The organism is Pedobacter sp., from assembly GCF_045628745.1.
Taxonomy (GTDB): domain Bacteria; phylum Bacteroidota; class Bacteroidia; order Sphingobacteriales; family Sphingobacteriaceae; genus Pedobacter.
Genome location: NZ_JAZQPU010000207.1, coordinates 1 through 16484, shown reverse-complemented (window position 1 = coordinate 16484; position 16484 = coordinate 1). Strand labels below are relative to the sequence as shown.

Sequence of the window (16484 nt, the reverse complement as noted above, 5' to 3'; positions counted from 1 at the left end):
AGATTTTTAGATGCCCAACATCAGGCAAAATTAACCGAGATTAGCCTAAAAGAAATCAGCGGCACTTTGAATATTCAATAAGATGATTAAATTTAGCAAATGATATTAGTAGCAGATAGTGGTTCTTCAAAGACCGACTGGATGGGGTATCACCCTGATGCACCTATTCGGTTTAATACTCAAGGTATTAACCCATATTTTCTAAATGCCCAGGAAATATTTAAGCTTTTTTCGAAGAAGAAAGACCTTGGATTTAACCCTGATGACGTTAAAGAAATTTATTTTTTTGGCGCCGGTTGCTCCACTCCTGATAAACATGAAGTGATTACCAACGGGCTATCTTTATTTTTCACCAAAGCTTTTATCTGCGTTGAGCATGACCTTTTAGGCTCAGCTTATGCTACCTGTGGTGATAAAGAAGGTTTGACCTGTATTTTAGGAACGGGTTCTAATATTTCTTATTATGATGGTACCACCGTACATAAAAGCAAACATGGCTTAGGTTATGTTTTGGGCGATGAAGGCTCTGGAACGCAGTTCGGAAAAAGGTTGATCACCAGTTACCTTTATGGCCATATGCCTAAAGATTTGGCCGTACTTTTTGCCAAAGAATATGATGTGGAGAAGGAAACTGTGATTGCCAATGTCTACCAAAATCCATACCCTAACACCTACCTTGCTTCTCTTAGCAAATTTATGACTAACCATACCAGTCACCCTTTTATCATTAAACTGATACAAGATGTTTTCCAGGACTTTGTGGACACAAATATCAAGGATTACGCGAATTACAAAAATATGGATTGCCATTTTGTAGGCTCTATTGCCTATTATTATAGAAATATACTTACTGAAGTTTGTAAGGCTAATGGCGTTAAAGTGGGCAACATTATACAGAAACCCATTGAAGGCATTTATAATTATATCCTCAAAAAAGAAGGCATCCCGGCTTAGGGATGCCTTTTTGCTGTTATTTCATTTTCTTAATAGATTTCATGCCATAGAGGATCCCTGCGGCCATTAAAAGATACATGCCCCCATCTATAGGGACGGGTTCATCGGGATCACCTCCCGGGGTTCCGGGGCCATTGGCAAATACAGGGAGCGTAATTAGGATAAGGAGCACAAGGAATAGTTTCATCTGCAGGTTGATTAAAGATCGGTTAAAGCATATAATGGTGGTTGATTAGAGATCATCACTGTTTAATTATTTTCAAGGTTTTGCTTTTTAATGGCTGTTTAGCCTCCTTCCATAACAGCAGGTACATCCCCGGAATCATGTTTGCTGTACTCAACTCCAGGATGTCATTGTGCTGGACGTTAGTAAACTGTTTGCGCCAAACTACGTTTCCATACAAATCGGTGATCGCTAGTTCTACAGCCGCAGCAGCGTTGTTTTTAACATCTAGAGAAAGCTTATCCCTAAAGGGATTGGGATAGGCTAATAATGCCCCTTCTGCTACTTTAACAGGTTGCAGCTTATTTACCTTTTGTAAGCGCATTACAAAACGAGGGTTACTGCTGCTATCTGACAATAGGGAATCCATGGTAAAAGAATAAACTAATGGTGAGGTTTGAAGTACAACTTTTTTATCCAGTAATTGATCAATTAAAGTGAGCTCATATCCAGCGCTTTTAAAATCAGCAGCGCTTAAAGTGAGTTTGTATAAACCAGCTGCATAACCTTTAACAGACAGCGGCAAGTCAATGTGCTCATCAGGATAAGCCATTTCTTCGATTGCCATTTTTACTGTATTTGAATGAAGGGCAGAGATGCTTACATAACCTTCACTTATTTTAGGAGCATCACGGTCGTTGAGCTTATTTTCTCCGTTGGTATTAAAAACAAATAGCACACTGTCAGCAAAAACACTTCTGCTGAGCGCTATACTGAGGCGACTTTGCTGTGCCTGTGCATCAGCGATGTTGAATACAAAACTTAACAGTAGGATTAGTAAAATGGTGGCTTTCATTTATAAAATATATTTGCTGTTTTCACTGAACCGTACGGAGCCGTTGGTGGATCCAGAATTTACCCTGATAAAGAAACCTGTACCGGGCATAATTAACGTGTCCTCCTCAAGGATGGGTTTGTAATCGCCATTAATAGGGTCATATAACCAGAGATAAGGGCCAATATTTACTTTCTCGAGGTTTTTCCATTTAATGGGGGCTGCATAAGGGTTGCCCAGCAGGTTGAAGCCATCGCCCTCCCCACCAGTATCCTTATTATACACATTGACGACAAGATCACCCGTAAACAATTGACCTGTATAAGTTAACACATAAGGTGCCGCATTGGCAAAGGGAGGCTGCTGCACCTGGGTTTTAAAGGCGTCGGGCAGGTTTCGGTTACCACGGGAATAAAGAAAGAAGCCTCTCCCCACAGGAATCTGGCTTTGCATATTGGCAATAGGAATGTATTTCTGTGCTAAGGTACCTGTTAGAGCTTGATCGTGCGTGTAAATGGTGGCGCCATTGTTTGGAGAGTCATCAAACCCGTTCTGCTGTCCCCCTTTGCCAGTAACAAAAACAGTGTTTTGAAGCGAAAGAAGATTATACTTTGAGGCTTCTGCTATTCCAGTTTGGTATACCGGTGAACTTTCCAGTCGCCAGCCACGCCCGGTAGCAGGTGAAGGAAAAGAGCCCGGCACATAGATTTGCACCTGTACATTTCCTGTGATGCTGGCTTGATTTGAAACGGGATGCACTACTGCCGTCTTCCCATTGATGTATTGCATGTTTAACTGACCATTTGCATCTAAATGACCACTGATCAGCTTCAAAGAGTTCTCGATGAACATGGGTGCAGCAAGCCTGACGGAAGCAGCTGCAGCAGGCCTGTTGAATTCTAAGAATGCGACAGTGGTTGTACCACTGCCAATATATTTAGTCGTTATTTGATTACCTGAGAAAATGATTTTAGCTGCGGGCTCCGTAAGTTTAATCTGCCCGTTGTTGATTACATTTCCATCCAGTCTTAAAATCATTTCTGTGGAGGCTATAGAAGATAAAATAGCAGCCGTAGGTTGAAGTTCGATGCTTTCAATAATTTGAAGGTTATTGGTCAGGTTAATTTTTGAACCTGCTTCCATTAAAAGTTTGTTAATGATGATGGGTGTTGAGAGTTCAAGTGTAGCGCCTGCTTTGATGAGGATGTTTTTATTGTTTGTAGGTGGAACACCTACTGGATTCCAATTTGTTGCTACGGACCATCTGTTGTTATTTTGGCTCCCTTGAAAAATATAGAATGAAGGTTCTAGACTTGAATTTACTGCCTCCTGACCAACTGTGATGAAAGCTTTAGGATCACTTTGGTTGATATAATGGATGTTCATCCATGCTGGCAATTTACTTAACAATGTAATCCTTAATTCATCAATCAGCCCATTAAAATACTGGTCATTATTCTTGCTAGCCCCAATCGTAATTTGCCCAAAAATAGTTGGTAATACATTTGGAGGAAAGGGTGCTTCGCTTTGACCATTTAGTAACATAGTAAGGGAGTTACTATTTACCGAAAGGCTAACATGGTACCATTGTCCGATGTTTAATGTTGTTCGGCCTATTATTGGTAAGATAGTTCCTACCCTTCTTATTTGTAAAAATAGCTTATTCTCGGCATTGATTGATAACTGAAGTCCTCCAACTGCGATGCTGTCATTGGAAAAAATCATTTGATTTATCCCTAGTTTATTTAATTTTATCCAGGCAGACACATTTAGTTCAGGCTTTCCAGTTGAACCTAGATTAAGCTGATCGTTAATTCCATTGAAACTTTTAGCCATCCCTATTTTACCGTCCTTGACTTCCGAAAAATGCCTTACCGAGAAAAAGTCCTTCTGCCACATACTTTCATTAGTGGAACTTAAGGGGTTGTGTAATGTAGTACTGCCATAATATAAATAGATAACGGTGGGCTGTTCAGAACTTTCTTTTGCGATTAAACGTGGTATAAGCACCCAGCAACTCAACTTACCAGAGACAGGATCATAATTATCTAGTTGAAATTTTAAAGGTGTTATGGGGAGGATCGAACCAGCAAAGGAAATATCAAGACCCTGAGGATGCGTAACTTTATTATCAAATGCATCTTCCAGATGAATAAGGTCTATATCTTCCAGTTGGATCAACACACAAAAATCTGTATAATGAGGAACCGCGGCATTCTCCGCATTAATAAGTGGCTTGTTAATAGTAATAATCCTTCTATACCTAAACCCGGCCATCCATTGTGCAGAAGCATCGATACCAGTAAACAACAGTACAAAAAGCACGGTATACCGGAGTATTCCTAGAAATTTCAACATGAGAGCGATTAATAAATCAGTAAAAAATACAAATCAAGTGTAGAACAATATTAATTAAATAAAAAATTAATTAATAAAATTTACAAGATGGCAGCATTTGCCAATTTTAAGTCATAACACGGCCGTATCAAAGAGATTCACATAAATAGAGTGTAAATTTGATTTATTAGCCGAATTTATGAAGAAACAACTTAACTCCATTCCCTATTCCGTATTGGATTTAGCGACCGTTATTGAAGGCAAAACACCAGCCGATACTTTTAAAACAAGTTTAGATTTAGCAAGGCATGTTGAAGAATGGGGCTATACCCGTTATTGGCTTGCAGAACACCATAACATGGCCAGTGTAGCGAGTTCAGCCACTGCGGTTGTGATTGGATATATTGCCGGGGGAACAACGAAATTAAGGGTTGGTTCTGGTGGAATTATGCTCCCTAACCACTCTCCATTAATTATTGCAGAACAATTTGGCACCCTTGCCTCTTTGTATCCCGACCGGATAGATCTGGGTTTAGGAAGAGCACCGGGCACTGATCAACTGACCGCAATGGCCATTCGTGGCGAACAAAGAATGATTGCGGCGCAGAATTTCCCTCAGGATGTTTTAAAACTACAGGCTTATCTTTCTCTTGATAACCAGAGAAGCAGTGTTAGGGCTATTCCTGGTGAAGGACTGGATATTCCTATCTGGATTTTAGGGTCAAGCACCGATAGCGCACGTTTAGCGGCAGCCTTAGGACTTCCATATGCCTTTGCCAGTCATTTTGCACCTGCACAATTTCTGACGGCCATCAATATCTACAGACAGAATTTTAAACCATCTGAACATTTGGCTGCCCCTTATGTATTAGCCTGTGTAAATGTGGTTGCTGCCGATACTGATGCTGAAGCACAAAAAACAGCGACCTCCCTTTATCGCTTATTTAAGGGCATTATTACCGGAAAACGCGAATTGCTGCAAGCCCCGGTTAATAGCATGGCCGAAATACTGAATGAGTATGAAGAAGAACAAGTGAATCAAATGCTTTCCTGTACTTTTGTAGGCAGTAAAGAAACCGTGGCGCAAGACCTTCAGGAATTTTTAGATCAAACGCAGGTAGATGAAATTATGGCTACCTCACATATCTTTGATCACCAGGCCAGGTTACGCTCTTATGAGCTTTTAGCCGATATCTTTAAACAAGAAAATTAAATTAGTTTTGCAGGCATGATCAAAGAAGAACATATAAAAATGGTTGCGGAAACCCTTTTGCCAACCTTTATACCCAAGGATGCTGCAGAAACAGAGCTTTCCTTTCATTTTACCCTTCCACCTAACGAAAGTTTTAAAGTATACTATACTAAAAACAAGCAGGCAAAGTGGGATTTTCAAAAGTACGAAACTGTACAGAATTAGGCATTTGGCGCTTTATCAGCAATATTGCTGATAACAGCGTCTAATTCTTTTGCCGAGGTGGTTAAATAATCCAGCATGATTTGATAATCTTCATCTGGCTGATCCACTTTAATCAAATCTACCAGGGCGAGAATCCGGGCCAGTGGTGCGCGGACCATGTGCGATTGTATCCAGGCAATTTCTTTAAATCTTTTGTTCTGGTCTTCAATAGCCTTCAGGTACTCTTTTCTTTTGGTCACGTCTTCCATGGCACTGATGATTCTTTCGGGCTTACCCTGCTCATCAAAAAGCATGAAATAACGGTCAAAAACATAACGGTAACTTCCATCGCCACATTTAAAGCGATATTCATCCTGCCAGCGGGAAATCTTATTCAGCCGCTGTTCTTCCATTTTATCCAAAACACGCTGCCGGTCCTCCGGGTGAATATTCATATACCACCACTCACTGGTGGTTCTATTGTCAACGATATCCTTGTGCCCAAACACCCCTTTAATGCCGCGGTTCCAAACAATCTGCTCATCACCAAGGGTATAATCCCAAATGGTATCACTGGTGGCTTTAGAAACAATATTAAACCTCTCAATACTTTCCTGGATGCGCTTTTCCCGCTGAACGGTTTCCGTAAAGTCTGTTACCAGAAATAAAGCCGTCTGTTTATTTTGAAACTCCAGGAAATTACTTTGCAGGTGAACATACACCAGGGTACCATCTTTTTTCTTATGGGTACCAATTTCTTTGTTAAGCACACTCAACACTCTGTCCTCCTGAAAGTCAGCAATCTTCATCTGTAGAAAATCTATCCTGTCATAGCCATAAAAATGAACGGCAGCAGGATTGACTTCTAAAATAGCTTGCGTATGGATGTCAGAAACCCACATCGGTATTGGTGAAAGCTTAAAGAAATCAATTGACGAGGTTGACATATTTGCTACAATGAATTAGGGTTATAAAAAACAACCCTTTCTTTTTGCAAAGAAAGGGTTGAATATTTATGTAATATTAGCAATTATTTTGCTTGTTCAGCTAATTTTAATGCATTATAAGTATTTACTATTCCACCAGTAACACATAAATCAGCAAAAGGGATAGATTTCTCTTCTTCACCCACTTTAACAGTAACATCATGGTTAACTTTTACCACAGAAGCAAGGATAATATCTTTCACTTTTTGTGCAGAAAGTTTTGGGTAATACGAGCGGATTAAGGCAGCAAGACCAGCCACAACTGGTGAAGCCATGCTTGTACCATCAAACTTAGCATATTTTGAACCTGGGATTGATGAATTGATTTTAACACCTGGTGCAAAAACATCTACCGTCGTTTTACCATAGTTAGAGAAGCTGGCTTTCAAAGTAGCATCATCAGTAGATCCAGAAGCACCTACAACAATGTAAGCACCGGCAGCACCACCACCTTCATACCTACGGTCAGGATAGCTTTTTTCAACTTCTAAATTTTTGTTGTCATTACCTGCAGCTTGTACAATTAAAACATCTTTAGACATGGCATATTTAACAGCTTCATCAACTACTTTTTTATCCCATGAATATGCTTTACCAAAGCTCATGTTTAATACTTTAGCACCATTATCAACAGCATAACGGATAGCATTAGCCACATCTTTATCGCGCTCATCACCATCAGGTACGGCTCTAACGCCCATGATCAACACATTGTCTGCAACACCTTGAACGCCAAGATTGTTACTTCTGTTGGCACCAACAATACCGGCAACATGCGTACCATGGCTAGCATCAGGACCTAAAATATCATTATTACCATAATTACGTTCTCTGCTGTCAGCATAATTATCACCTACCAATTCAGGTCTAGGATCAAATTCCATATTCAGGTTATAATTAACTTTGCCACTGTAATATTCTAAACCTTTAACAATTTGTCCGTCATAAAACTCCTTGAAGGTATTATCCTGCAGTTGTGAAACCATCATTTTTTTCACACGGCCTTCCATTTCATTCTCAGGCTTAAAGCTTTCAAAGTCTGCAGCAGTAGGTTCTTCTTTACCAATTTTTTTCACTACAGCATCAATAACAGCTTTAAATCCCTGGATATTAATCAGGCCACTTTTAGATTCTGCAAGTTCCTCTTCATATGCAGCACGCATTTTTTGATAAGCCTGAAAAGCAGGAAGATCAGCAGCAGCAACAGCAGTTTGATCAACATTACCAAATTTCGCTTCGTCTCTTCTTAAAATTCTGGTCAGCTCTAAAGCTTCATGGCTGATAGAACCTTTAGCAGAACCAAGGTAGTTCCAGCCTCTTATATCATCTATGTAGCCATTTTTATCGTCGTCTTTACCATTACCTGCAACTTCTTTGGCATTGCTCCACATTACAGATTTAAGGTCTTCGTGGTCATAATCTACACCACTATCAAGGATACCTACAATTACAGTTTTTGCTTTTTTGCCTTTTAATAATTCCTTATAAGCTTTTTCAGTACTGATACCGAAAACAGAATCTGTTTTAAGGTCTAGGTTTTGCCAGTTTGCTTTTTGTGCGAAGGAGAAAAATGGCAATGCGGCTAAAAATGCCACTGCAAGAGATTTCTTTGATAAGATATCAAAATTCATTTTATTCATAATTTTTAAAAGCTTTTTTATATTATAATAGTTTAGTTTCAAGTGGAGATTCGTTTTCGCGGGCAATCACATCCGCTATAGAAGTATGAGAAAGGATCCTCAAGGTAGCATCCCTCACATCAAGAAAGGTCTTGCGGATACCGCACGTTACCTCATCATGGCACTCATCACATTTGCGATAAAATTTGATACTTGCACAGGGCACCATCGCAATGGGTCCATCAGTTATCCTTAAGATATCTACCAGGTAAATATCTTTAGCATCCTTGTTCAGGCTATAGCCACCACCAGCACCTTTTTTACTGTATAAGTACCCGGCATTTCGAAGATCCAGCAAAATTTGTTCTAAAAATTTCCTGGGTATCATTTCCTGCTCGGCAAGTCTGACAATCTGCATCGGCGGATTGTTAATATTCTTTCCCAACGCCACCAATGCCTTTATAGCATACTTTGTTTTCTTTGACAACATATTGTAACAAAGCTAACAAAGATTTACCGATTATAACAACGCAACTATTTGAGAAAACTATTGATATCTTCTTCAGAAGCGCTATCATGTAAGTCATCTCCATTTTTAACTTTAGCCAAAGCGGCTGAAAATTTTATTTCAAATGCTTCTGCGGCATCCTTGTAGTGTTGGGTTTTTTCTGTCATCAAAGGATCTGTAGAATTAGACAAAGACTCAATTTTAGACTGCAAATAGTTTTTATAGTTCACACAAGCCTGATCTGCAAGCGATTGAAGGATTTCTTTATATATCATGGCATTAAAAATTAGCATTCGTTAGCATAACCATCCAAGGCTTAAAATTGTTCTTTTTGTTTTATATAGGGAGAAGTATACTGGAGTTGAATAAAATTTTCATTAAATTGATGTCAGTTAAATGTTACAATTCGGCACATTAACTCCAACCATGAAATTCATCTTAAAGGGACTGTTTTTTTTGCTTTTCACCAGCAGCCTGGCACAAGCACAGCTTGTGCAAAACCCTATTGGCAAAATAAATGAAATGGCAGACGTGCCCCAGCCACTGGAAATTATTGACTGGAAGCGAATGGCGCTGAATTTTGACAGTACCGTCTATAATTTCAACAGCAAAGGAAAGTACTGGCCATTGGTGTGGATGGACAGCACCGGTAAAAATTTCAAGCAGCCTGTGGTGGGTGTGTATACCGCAATTGGTGATGTGAGGCAGGGGCCTTTAAATAACAAGGGCATGTTTCATGAGGCCCTCACCAATATGGGGGCTGTTTTGGGCGCCACCCTGGTAGGGATCGACAAGCGCCGCTCCAGTGGCATCAATTACGTGGCCATGTTAAAAAACTATTTTAACAGAGAAACAGGCTGGGATATCATGATGAACAATACCTCACCTGAGGTAGCACTTTTAGGCGGTGGTTATGGTCGCGACTGGTGGTATGATGTGTATCCTAACGTTTTATTTTACGCTATTTACGAACAATACCCTAATGAACCCGGCTTCAGGGAGATTGCCAAAGCTATTGCTGAAAAGTTCTATAAGGCTGATTCTATTTTGAAAGGCAATTACAACTATTCTTACTTTGATTATGGAAAAATGAAACCCATGACCAATAAAATATGTGTGCAGGCAGATGCTGCCGCAGGTCATGCTTATGTGCTCTATGCCGCTTATCTTAAATTTAAGGAACCGCGTTACCTCAATGGGGCGTTCAATGCCATGAAAGCTTTGGATAGTCAACCTTTTAACCCTACTTATGAATTGTTGATGCCCTTTGGTGCTTATGTGGCCGCCCGGCTAAATGCCGAACAGGGTACGAATTTTGACGTTAAAAAATTACTGGACTGGACTTTTAGTGGCACCGCTGTTTGCCGTAAAGGCTGGGGTGTATTAGCAGGCAACTGGAACGGCATAGATATTTCTGGCACAGTAGGCAGCACTGCAGACCATGGGGGTTACAGCTTTTTGATGAATACTTTCGATGCCGCCTGGCCCCTGGTTCCTTTAGTGAAATATGAACCAGAATATGCCAATGCCATCGGTAAATGGATGCTGCATGCCGTAAATGCATCACGCTTCTTTTATCCGCAATATATGCCCGCAGCACACCAGACCATCCCTCACCTCGCCGATCTTACCAAAGGGGTCATTGCCTATGAAGGCATCGCCAAAACTTCTACCTATCAAAACCAATACACTGCTCTGCAGGCACCCGTGGCACAGGGCGATGGCCCAAAATGGGTACCCGGAAAAAATCCGGAGGTGTCGCAATTCAGCGTTTATGGCAGCGCCCATGTAGGGATCTTTGGTGCTTTAGTGGAAGAAACGGATGTTGCCGGCATCTTAAGGCTGGACCTTAATGCCACAGATTTCTATGGCGATAAAACCTTTCCCACTTATCTATATTATAACCCCTACCGTACTGAGCAAACGATTACGGTAAACGTACCGGAAAACCAAAAAACCGATGTCTTTAACTTGCTTACCCATGAGTTTGTTGCCAAAGAGAGAATTGCTGCTTTTACCATGGTCATGCCGCCAATGCAGTCGGCCGTGTTAATTTGCATTCCTACACCGGGGGTAACCTCGGGCTTTCAAAAAGCATCTTTGGAAATGTGGAGGAAGTAATTGCAGTAATGGTTCTTCTGATGCCGCAAACTTAAAAGCCACCTTTGAGCTCCAATAAATGATTCTATATCCACGACTAAGGTTTTGTGAAGCCACAAGCTAAGCTAGGGAAGCATGAAAATTTGTATAAAAATAAACAATGGGCAAATGTTGATTCTAACAACATTTGCCCATTTTACATACTGACTGTTTAGTAGTATAATAAAAATACAGCTAATCTTGTCATATTTAAGGTTTCAAAATCTTGTAAGTTTTACTTGCCGTAAAAGTTTTCCCATACAAATCAGTTGCTTTAACCTCTATAGTATGCTCCCCTGGGGCTAACTTATAAGGTACTGCCACTTTCCATAAATGCTTGCTTTCTGCAGCTTCAGAGGGTCTTCTGCCCGACAATAACGTTGCTGTGTGATCCCATTTATGCAGCACATCTAAATAAGCAGGATCATTACCAGGGATGTAAGTCATCTTTTTCCAATCACCGTTATCTACGCGGAAAACCACTTTATCACCTGCAGCACCCATAAAAAAGTTTGCATAGATAGCAGCAGATGTTTTCTTGTTGTATTCAATCACCTTAGGTGCTGAGATTTCAATTTGATAAGACTTTTCTCTGCCAGCCACTTTATAGGCCACATCGTATTGATTACCTTTAAAGGAAATAAAGGCATAACCTTTAGGTGTACCATCGCTCATGGTAGAAATAGGAACACCCTGTTCATTCATTTCTCCAGAATACCAGTTGCCCGATGTTGTACCTACATTATAGTGGTGATGCGCTTTCTCCTGTTTCCAGCCATCTTTTTTAGTAAAGAAAATCTGTTTTTGGTTGTGTGTATGTGCCGAAAGCGAGAGCGTATGAGGGAAATCTGCTAAGAGGTCAAACAGTGCGGTACGGTCTGCTTCTCTAAAACCTTCATTTTGCCCTGCTTGGCCAAAGGGAATGTGAAAAGCAAGCACAATCAACTTGTCTTTAGGCACAAACTTCAGGTCGTTTTTAACAAACTCCAGCTGGTCTTTTCTAAAACCGCCCCAGTATGATTTTCCACCCCTTGGATCAGGATATAAAATATCATCCAAAATAATAAAGTGTACATTGCCATAGTTAAAAGCAAAATTGGTAGGACCGAAATGTGCTTCAAAAGACTCATCAGAAAGCTGATCATCAGTTACGTCAAAATTAAGGTCGTGGTTACCAATTAAATTATACCATGGAATACCTATCTTTTGAACAGCTTTGATATAAGAATTGAAAAGATCAGGATTATTGCCTACCAAATCTCCCATGCTCAAACCAAAAGCGACTGCTTTGATTCCTGCAACTTCTTTGACCACACCTTTTTCAAAATAAGCCACTTCATCTAAATTATAGGGCTGCGGATCGCCAAAGATCAAGGCCGTAAAGTTCTGCTCTTCTTTTACAGGGCTGAGTAAAAAGTCGATGGAAGCAGGCAATTTTCCTGTAGGTGCCACCCCTTTATATTTTAACGCTGGAGAACCCTGTGGTTTATAATTATAGAAAAACTGAGGCAGGTTATTTTCATCAACCCCTACCTGGTATTGAGCAGGCTTAATGACCGAGATGATCTGGTCATCACTAAGAGGCAATTCATAATAGCCTTTTTCATTGGTCAACACCACCTCCGAGCCATTGGTAACGGCCACACTGGCTATTCCTTTTTCAGACTTATCATGCTTTTTATTGGCATTTACATCGGCATAGATATAACCCTTTGCTTTTTGTTGCGCTTGCAATCCGCCCAACGTTAACAGTAAACCAGCAGCAACTAAATAAATTCTTTTCATGTACATTATTTTTCCGCGAAGTTAAGTTAGCCATATTTTTTTAATGTTAACGGAAGTTTAATTACGCAACCGATCTCTTTAAAAGGGAATAAAACTTCTTTCAAAAATCGGTGATTTACTTAAACGACGGTTAAGTGATGGCTTGGTGACAGCTTGCTATGAGAGCGCATCCAATCAACGATGAGTCCACACTCAGTCCACCCTTTGTTCGGCATAACGTGGACTCACCGTGGACTCATGGTGGACTCACCGTGGACTCACTCATAGCCGGCAAGCAATTGTAGGCCACTACAGGCCTACCGGAAACGATTTACCCCCCCGTATTTTACCAATTAATAACTACTTTGAATAGGAGTTTATCTTTATTTTTACAGTTGCAACCAGACTAAATATGATAAGAAAAACTTTTGCATTGCTTTTGTTCATCAGCAACTTCACCTTCGCACAATCTGTGCCTCATGAATGGGGAAATCCTTTGTTGGTAGAAGTCAATAAAGAAAAACCCCATGTGCCCTTTGTTTTCTATAAAGACATCAAGGCCTTGAAAGCAGATCTGCCGGAAAATTCTCCTTATTATCAATCGCTGAACGGCACCTGGAAATTTACCTATACCGATAAGCATGAGCAAAGGATTAAGAACTTCTATGCACCTGCGCTGGATGATTCTAAATGGAATAACATCGCCGTGCCTTCCAACTGGGAGATCCAGGGTTTCGGCATTCCTATTTACACTAATATAACCTATCCTCATCCAAAAAACCCACCTTTTATAGGTCCGGATAACCCGGTAGGTACTTACAGACGCAACTTTACCGTGCCTCAAAACTGGGATGGTAATGAAGTGATTTTACACTTCGGTTCTGTGGCGGGCTGTGGCTTTGTGTATGTAAACGGTGAGAAAGTGGGCATGACCAAGGTGGCAAAATCTGCCGCAGAGTTTAACATCACCAAATACTTAAAAAAAGGAAATAACTTGCTTGCCATTCAGGTTTTCCGCTGGCATGACGGCAGTTACCTTGAAGACCAGGATTTCTGGCGTTTAAGCGGACTGGAAAGAGATGTTTTTCTTTATGCCTTGCCAAAAACTACGGTGTGGGATTATTTTTTGAAAGCAGATTTAGACAAGAGCTATACCAATGGTATTTTTAGTGCTGCTATAGACCTCAGACAGTTTAAAGGCAACAGCAATAAATCGGGCACGTTAGCGGTAAAAGTTTTAGATAAGGCAGGAAAAACGGTCTATACTGCAGAACAGAAATTTAACCTTAATGCTGATACTTTAAGTACCCTGAACTTTAGCGGAACGGTTAAAAATCCTTTAAAATGGAGTGCGGAGCAGCCTAATTTATACGACTGTGTAATCACTTTTACCAGTGGCGGACAAACATTATACACTGGAACCAAAATTGGTTTTAGAAAAGTAGAGATCAAAGATGCACAGCTGTTGGTAAACGGCATGCCAATTATGGTGAAAGGGGTTAACAGACATGAGCATGATGATGTGGAAGGCCATGTGCCTCGGCGGGAAATCATGATGAAAGACATCAGGCTGATGAAGGCTTTCAATATCAATGCTGTGCGAACCAGTCATTATCCAAATGACCCATTGTGGTATAAATTATGTGATCAGTATGGCCTTTACCTCGTAGATGAGGCTAACATTGAAACCCATGGTATGGGTGCCGAATTACAAGGTAGGTTTGATCAGTCAAAACACCCTGCTTATTTGCCAGAATGGGCCCCAGCACATACTGACAGGATCAAAAGATTAGTAGAAACCGATAAAAATCACCCTTCAGTGATCATCTGGTCGCTGGGCAATGAGTGCGGTAACGGTCCTGTGTTTCACGATATGTATAAGTGGATCAAACAACGCGACAATACCAGGATGGTGCAGTTTGAACAAGCGGGCGAGGATGTCAATACAGATATTGTTGCCCCCATGTATCCGGGCATCAACAGCATGAAAAGCTATGCCGCAGCCAAAAAAGAACGCCCTTATATCATGTGCGAATATGCACATGCGATGGGCAATAGCAACGGTAACTTTAAGGAATACTGGGATATCATTAACTCATCAAAACACATGCAGGGTGGTTTTATATGGGATTGGGTTGACCAGGGATTAAAAACTAAGGATGATAATGGCAAAACTTTCTGGGCTTATGGTGGTGATTTAGGTGGCTTTTACTGGCAAAATGATGAGAATGGTGTGGCCGATGGATTGCTAAGTTCTGACCGTACCCCAGACCCGGGCCTTTATGAAGTGAAAAAGGTTTACCAAAACATCGATTTTACTCCTATAAACATTGCACAGGGAAAAATACAGGTAGAAAACAAATTCGACTTTACCAACCTAGACAAGTTTAATTTTACCTGGGAGCTGTTCAAAAACGGCGTGAGCGTTAAACAGGGGAAATTTGCCATGCAATTGGCACCACATCAGAAAAAAGCAGTTAGCCTACCTTTGCCAACTGTAAAAGCTGCTGCAGGTGAAGAATTGATGCTTACCGTCCGTGCTTTTACCAAAGATTCTACAGAAGTTTTGCCGGCTTTAGCTGAAGTGGCCTATGAGCAGTTTTTGCACTCAGGCAATTTCTTTGCAAAGCAAATTATAGCGGCTAAAAATGACTTGAATGTAAAACAAGATGCGAATTACCTGACTTTTACGGCAGGAGACATTTCGGGAGAATTTGACCTCAGATCAGGTAAGTTAAACAAGTATTCAAAAAATGGGAAATCCTTTATATGGAAATTTCCTGAGCCTTATTTCTGGCGTGCACCAACAGATAATGATTTCGGTAATCATATGCCGAGCAACATGGGTATTTGGCGCAATGCACATGATAACAGGGAGGTTAAAAAAGTTACCGTAGGTAAGCAGGATGCTGAAGGGCTCACCATTACCGTAGCGATGGAACTTAGTGGCATTGCTGTTCCTTATACTATTACTTATGTAATTCTACCAGATGCTGCCGTAAAAGTTACCGCAGCGATGGACATGTACAACAGGAACCTTCCTGAGCTGCCACGTTTTGGCATGAGGATGAACCTGCAGGGCAGGTATGGCAATTTCAGGTATTATGGCCGTGGCCCCTGGGAAAATTATAGCGACAGAAATACAGCATCACTAATTGGCATCTATAAAGACGATTATAAGAACCAGTTTTACAGCGGTTACATCCGTCCTCAGGAAAGTGGAAATAAAACTGATGTGCGTTGGTTAGAACTAACTAACGACCAGGGAAATGGCCTTTTAATTGAAGGTTTGCAGCCTTTGAGTGTAAGTGCACTGGATGTAAGCACAGAAGACCTTGACCCGGGGATGAACAAAAAACAACAACACATGACTGATATCCGTAGAAGAGATGAGGTGTTCCTCAACATTGACCTCAAACAAAGAGGTGTTGGCGGTGACGACAGCTGGGGAAGGAAACCACACCAGGAATATTTGCTGACTGATAAAAAGTTTGTATACAGCTACATCATGAAACTTCTTTAATGAGAACACTACTTATAAAAATTACCTGTATGTTATTACTGACTGCCTTTGCAGTCAGTAACATTTACGGACAGAAAGTTAAAAAAGAGAAGGCAAACCTCAAAAATGACCGGGAAATTTGGCTTGCTGAGATGGATAAAATGTGTAGGCCGGTGTTGTATAACCTGGCCAAAGACAGCCTGAAAATCAGGATGCCGAAGGTGACTTCGGTCCATGTTGACAATAAAGAACATCGCATAAAAGTGCAGTATGTTGAGGTA

The 16484-nt window shown here is 40.7% G+C and carries 13 protein-coding genes and 1 pseudogene; 6 read left to right on the top strand and 8 right to left on the bottom strand.

Annotation, left to right across the window (positions count from 1 at the left end):
• Positions 1-99: 99 nt before the first annotated feature.
• On the top strand, positions 100-954 hold the full coding sequence (locus ACR2F7_RS07940; protein ID WP_432713047.1) for an N-acetylglucosamine kinase: 855 nt from the start codon (positions 100-102) through the stop codon (positions 952-954).
• Positions 955-970: 16 nt separating this feature from the next.
• On the opposite strand, the gene ACR2F7_RS07935 is transcribed toward ACR2F7_RS07940, so the two are convergent.
• The 3 genes from ACR2F7_RS07935 to ACR2F7_RS07925 are packed head-to-tail and all read right to left on the bottom strand — an operon-like array spanning position 971 to position 4310.
• Positions 971-1141, bottom strand: coding sequence for a PID-CTERM protein-sorting domain-containing protein (locus ACR2F7_RS07935; protein ID WP_432713046.1), 171 nt, complete (start codon positions 1139-1141; stop codon positions 971-973).
• Positions 1142-1196: 55 nt separating this feature from the next.
• On the bottom strand, positions 1197-1973 hold the full coding sequence (locus ACR2F7_RS07930; protein ID WP_432713045.1) for a T9SS type A sorting domain-containing protein: 777 nt from the start codon (positions 1971-1973) through the stop codon (positions 1197-1199).
• Positions 1974-4310 (bottom strand): LamG-like jellyroll fold domain-containing protein, encoded by a 2337-nt coding sequence (locus tag ACR2F7_RS07925; RefSeq protein ID WP_432713044.1) that lies wholly within the window; start codon positions 4308-4310, stop codon positions 1974-1976. It lies immediately after the preceding gene.
• A 178-nt stretch (positions 4311-4488) separates the two neighbouring features.
• Between ACR2F7_RS07925 and ACR2F7_RS07920 the strand changes: the two genes are divergently transcribed.
• Positions 4489-5502, top strand: a complete 1014-nt coding sequence (locus tag ACR2F7_RS07920) for an LLM class flavin-dependent oxidoreductase (RefSeq protein WP_432713043.1) — start codon at positions 4489-4491, stop codon at positions 5500-5502.
• Between the two features lie 15 nt (positions 5503-5517).
• Positions 5518-5706 (top strand): hypothetical protein, encoded by a 189-nt coding sequence (locus tag ACR2F7_RS07915; protein ID WP_432713042.1) that lies wholly within the window; start codon positions 5518-5520, stop codon positions 5704-5706.
• Here the strand turns inward: ACR2F7_RS07915 and ACR2F7_RS07910 are convergent.
• The 4 genes from ACR2F7_RS07910 to ACR2F7_RS07895 all read right to left on the bottom strand — a co-directional run bounded on the left by ACR2F7_RS07910 (position 5703) and on the right by ACR2F7_RS07895 (position 9073).
• On the bottom strand, positions 5703-6632 hold the full coding sequence (locus ACR2F7_RS07910; protein WP_432713041.1) for a PAS domain-containing protein: 930 nt from the start codon (positions 6630-6632) through the stop codon (positions 5703-5705). The two genes, ACR2F7_RS07915 and ACR2F7_RS07910, sit on opposite strands and share 4 nt — an antisense overlap.
• An 83-nt stretch (positions 6633-6715) precedes the next feature.
• Positions 6716-8311: a S8 family peptidase gene (locus ACR2F7_RS07905; RefSeq protein ID WP_432713040.1), complete on the bottom strand. Its 1596-nt coding sequence runs from the start codon at positions 8309-8311 to the stop codon at positions 6716-6718.
• Between the two features lie 22 nt (positions 8312-8333).
• Entirely contained in the window at positions 8334-8780 is a 447-nt protein-coding gene (locus ACR2F7_RS07900) for an RrF2 family transcriptional regulator (RefSeq protein WP_432713039.1), read from the bottom strand.
• A 44-nt stretch (positions 8781-8824) separates the two neighbouring features.
• A complete protein-coding gene (locus tag ACR2F7_RS07895) occupies positions 8825-9073 on the bottom strand; it encodes a hypothetical protein (protein WP_432713038.1) in 249 nt (82 codons plus the stop codon).
• A 151-nt stretch (positions 9074-9224) separates the two neighbouring features.
• On the opposite strand from ACR2F7_RS07895, the gene ACR2F7_RS07890 reads away from it, so the two are divergent.
• Positions 9225-10919 carry a hypothetical protein gene (locus ACR2F7_RS07890; RefSeq protein WP_432713037.1) on the top strand — a complete coding sequence of 565 codons (1695 nt, stop codon included), beginning with the start codon at positions 9225-9227 and terminating at the stop codon, positions 10917-10919.
• 228 nt (positions 10920-11147) lie between these two features.
• Here the strand turns inward: ACR2F7_RS07890 and ACR2F7_RS07885 are convergent, their stop codons facing one another.
• On the bottom strand, positions 11148-12722 hold the full coding sequence (locus tag ACR2F7_RS07885) for a calcineurin-like phosphoesterase C-terminal domain-containing protein (RefSeq protein WP_432713036.1): 1575 nt from the start codon (positions 12720-12722) through the stop codon (positions 11148-11150).
• A 391-nt stretch (positions 12723-13113) separates the two neighbouring features.
• On the opposite strand from ACR2F7_RS07885, the gene ACR2F7_RS07880 reads away from it, so the two are divergent.
• Both ACR2F7_RS07880 and ACR2F7_RS07875 read left to right on the top strand, forming a co-directional pair.
• Positions 13114-16224 (top strand): glycoside hydrolase family 2 TIM barrel-domain containing protein, encoded by a 3111-nt coding sequence (locus ACR2F7_RS07880; protein WP_432713035.1) that lies wholly within the window; start codon positions 13114-13116, stop codon positions 16222-16224.
• A 29-nt stretch (positions 16225-16253) separates the two neighbouring features.
• Positions 16254-16484: pseudogene (locus ACR2F7_RS07875) on the top strand (hypothetical protein); the annotation flags it as partial.

Coding starts and splice junctions, on each gene's coding strand:
- ACR2F7_RS07880 (WP_432713035.1), top strand. CDS start 13,114: ATGATAAGAAAAACTTTTGCATTGCTTTTGTTCATCAGCAACTTCACC.
- ACR2F7_RS07935 (WP_432713046.1), bottom strand. CDS start 1,141: ATGAAACTATTCCTTGTGCTCCTTATCCTAATTACGCTCCCTGTATTT.
- ACR2F7_RS07905 (WP_432713040.1), bottom strand. CDS start 8,311: ATGAATAAAATGAATTTTGATATCTTATCAAAGAAATCTCTTGCAGTG.
- ACR2F7_RS07930 (WP_432713045.1), bottom strand. CDS start 1,973: ATGAAAGCCACCATTTTACTAATCCTACTGTTAAGTTTTGTATTCAAC.
- ACR2F7_RS07925 (WP_432713044.1), bottom strand. CDS start 4,310: ATGTTGAAATTTCTAGGAATACTCCGGTATACCGTGCTTTTTGTACTG.
- ACR2F7_RS07900 (WP_432713039.1), bottom strand. CDS start 8,780: ATGTTGTCAAAGAAAACAAAGTATGCTATAAAGGCATTGGTGGCGTTG.
- ACR2F7_RS07915 (WP_432713042.1), top strand. CDS start 5,518: ATGATCAAAGAAGAACATATAAAAATGGTTGCGGAAACCCTTTTGCCA.
- ACR2F7_RS07895 (WP_432713038.1), bottom strand. CDS start 9,073: ATGATATATAAAGAAATCCTTCAATCGCTTGCAGATCAGGCTTGTGTG.
- ACR2F7_RS07910 (WP_432713041.1), bottom strand. CDS start 6,632: ATGTCAACCTCGTCAATTGATTTCTTTAAGCTTTCACCAATACCGATG.
- ACR2F7_RS07940 (WP_432713047.1), top strand. CDS start 100: ATGATATTAGTAGCAGATAGTGGTTCTTCAAAGACCGACTGGATGGGG.
- ACR2F7_RS07920 (WP_432713043.1), top strand. CDS start 4,489: ATGAAGAAACAACTTAACTCCATTCCCTATTCCGTATTGGATTTAGCG.
- ACR2F7_RS07885 (WP_432713036.1), bottom strand. CDS start 12,722: ATGAAAAGAATTTATTTAGTTGCTGCTGGTTTACTGTTAACGTTGGGC.
- ACR2F7_RS07890 (WP_432713037.1), top strand. CDS start 9,225: ATGAAATTCATCTTAAAGGGACTGTTTTTTTTGCTTTTCACCAGCAGC.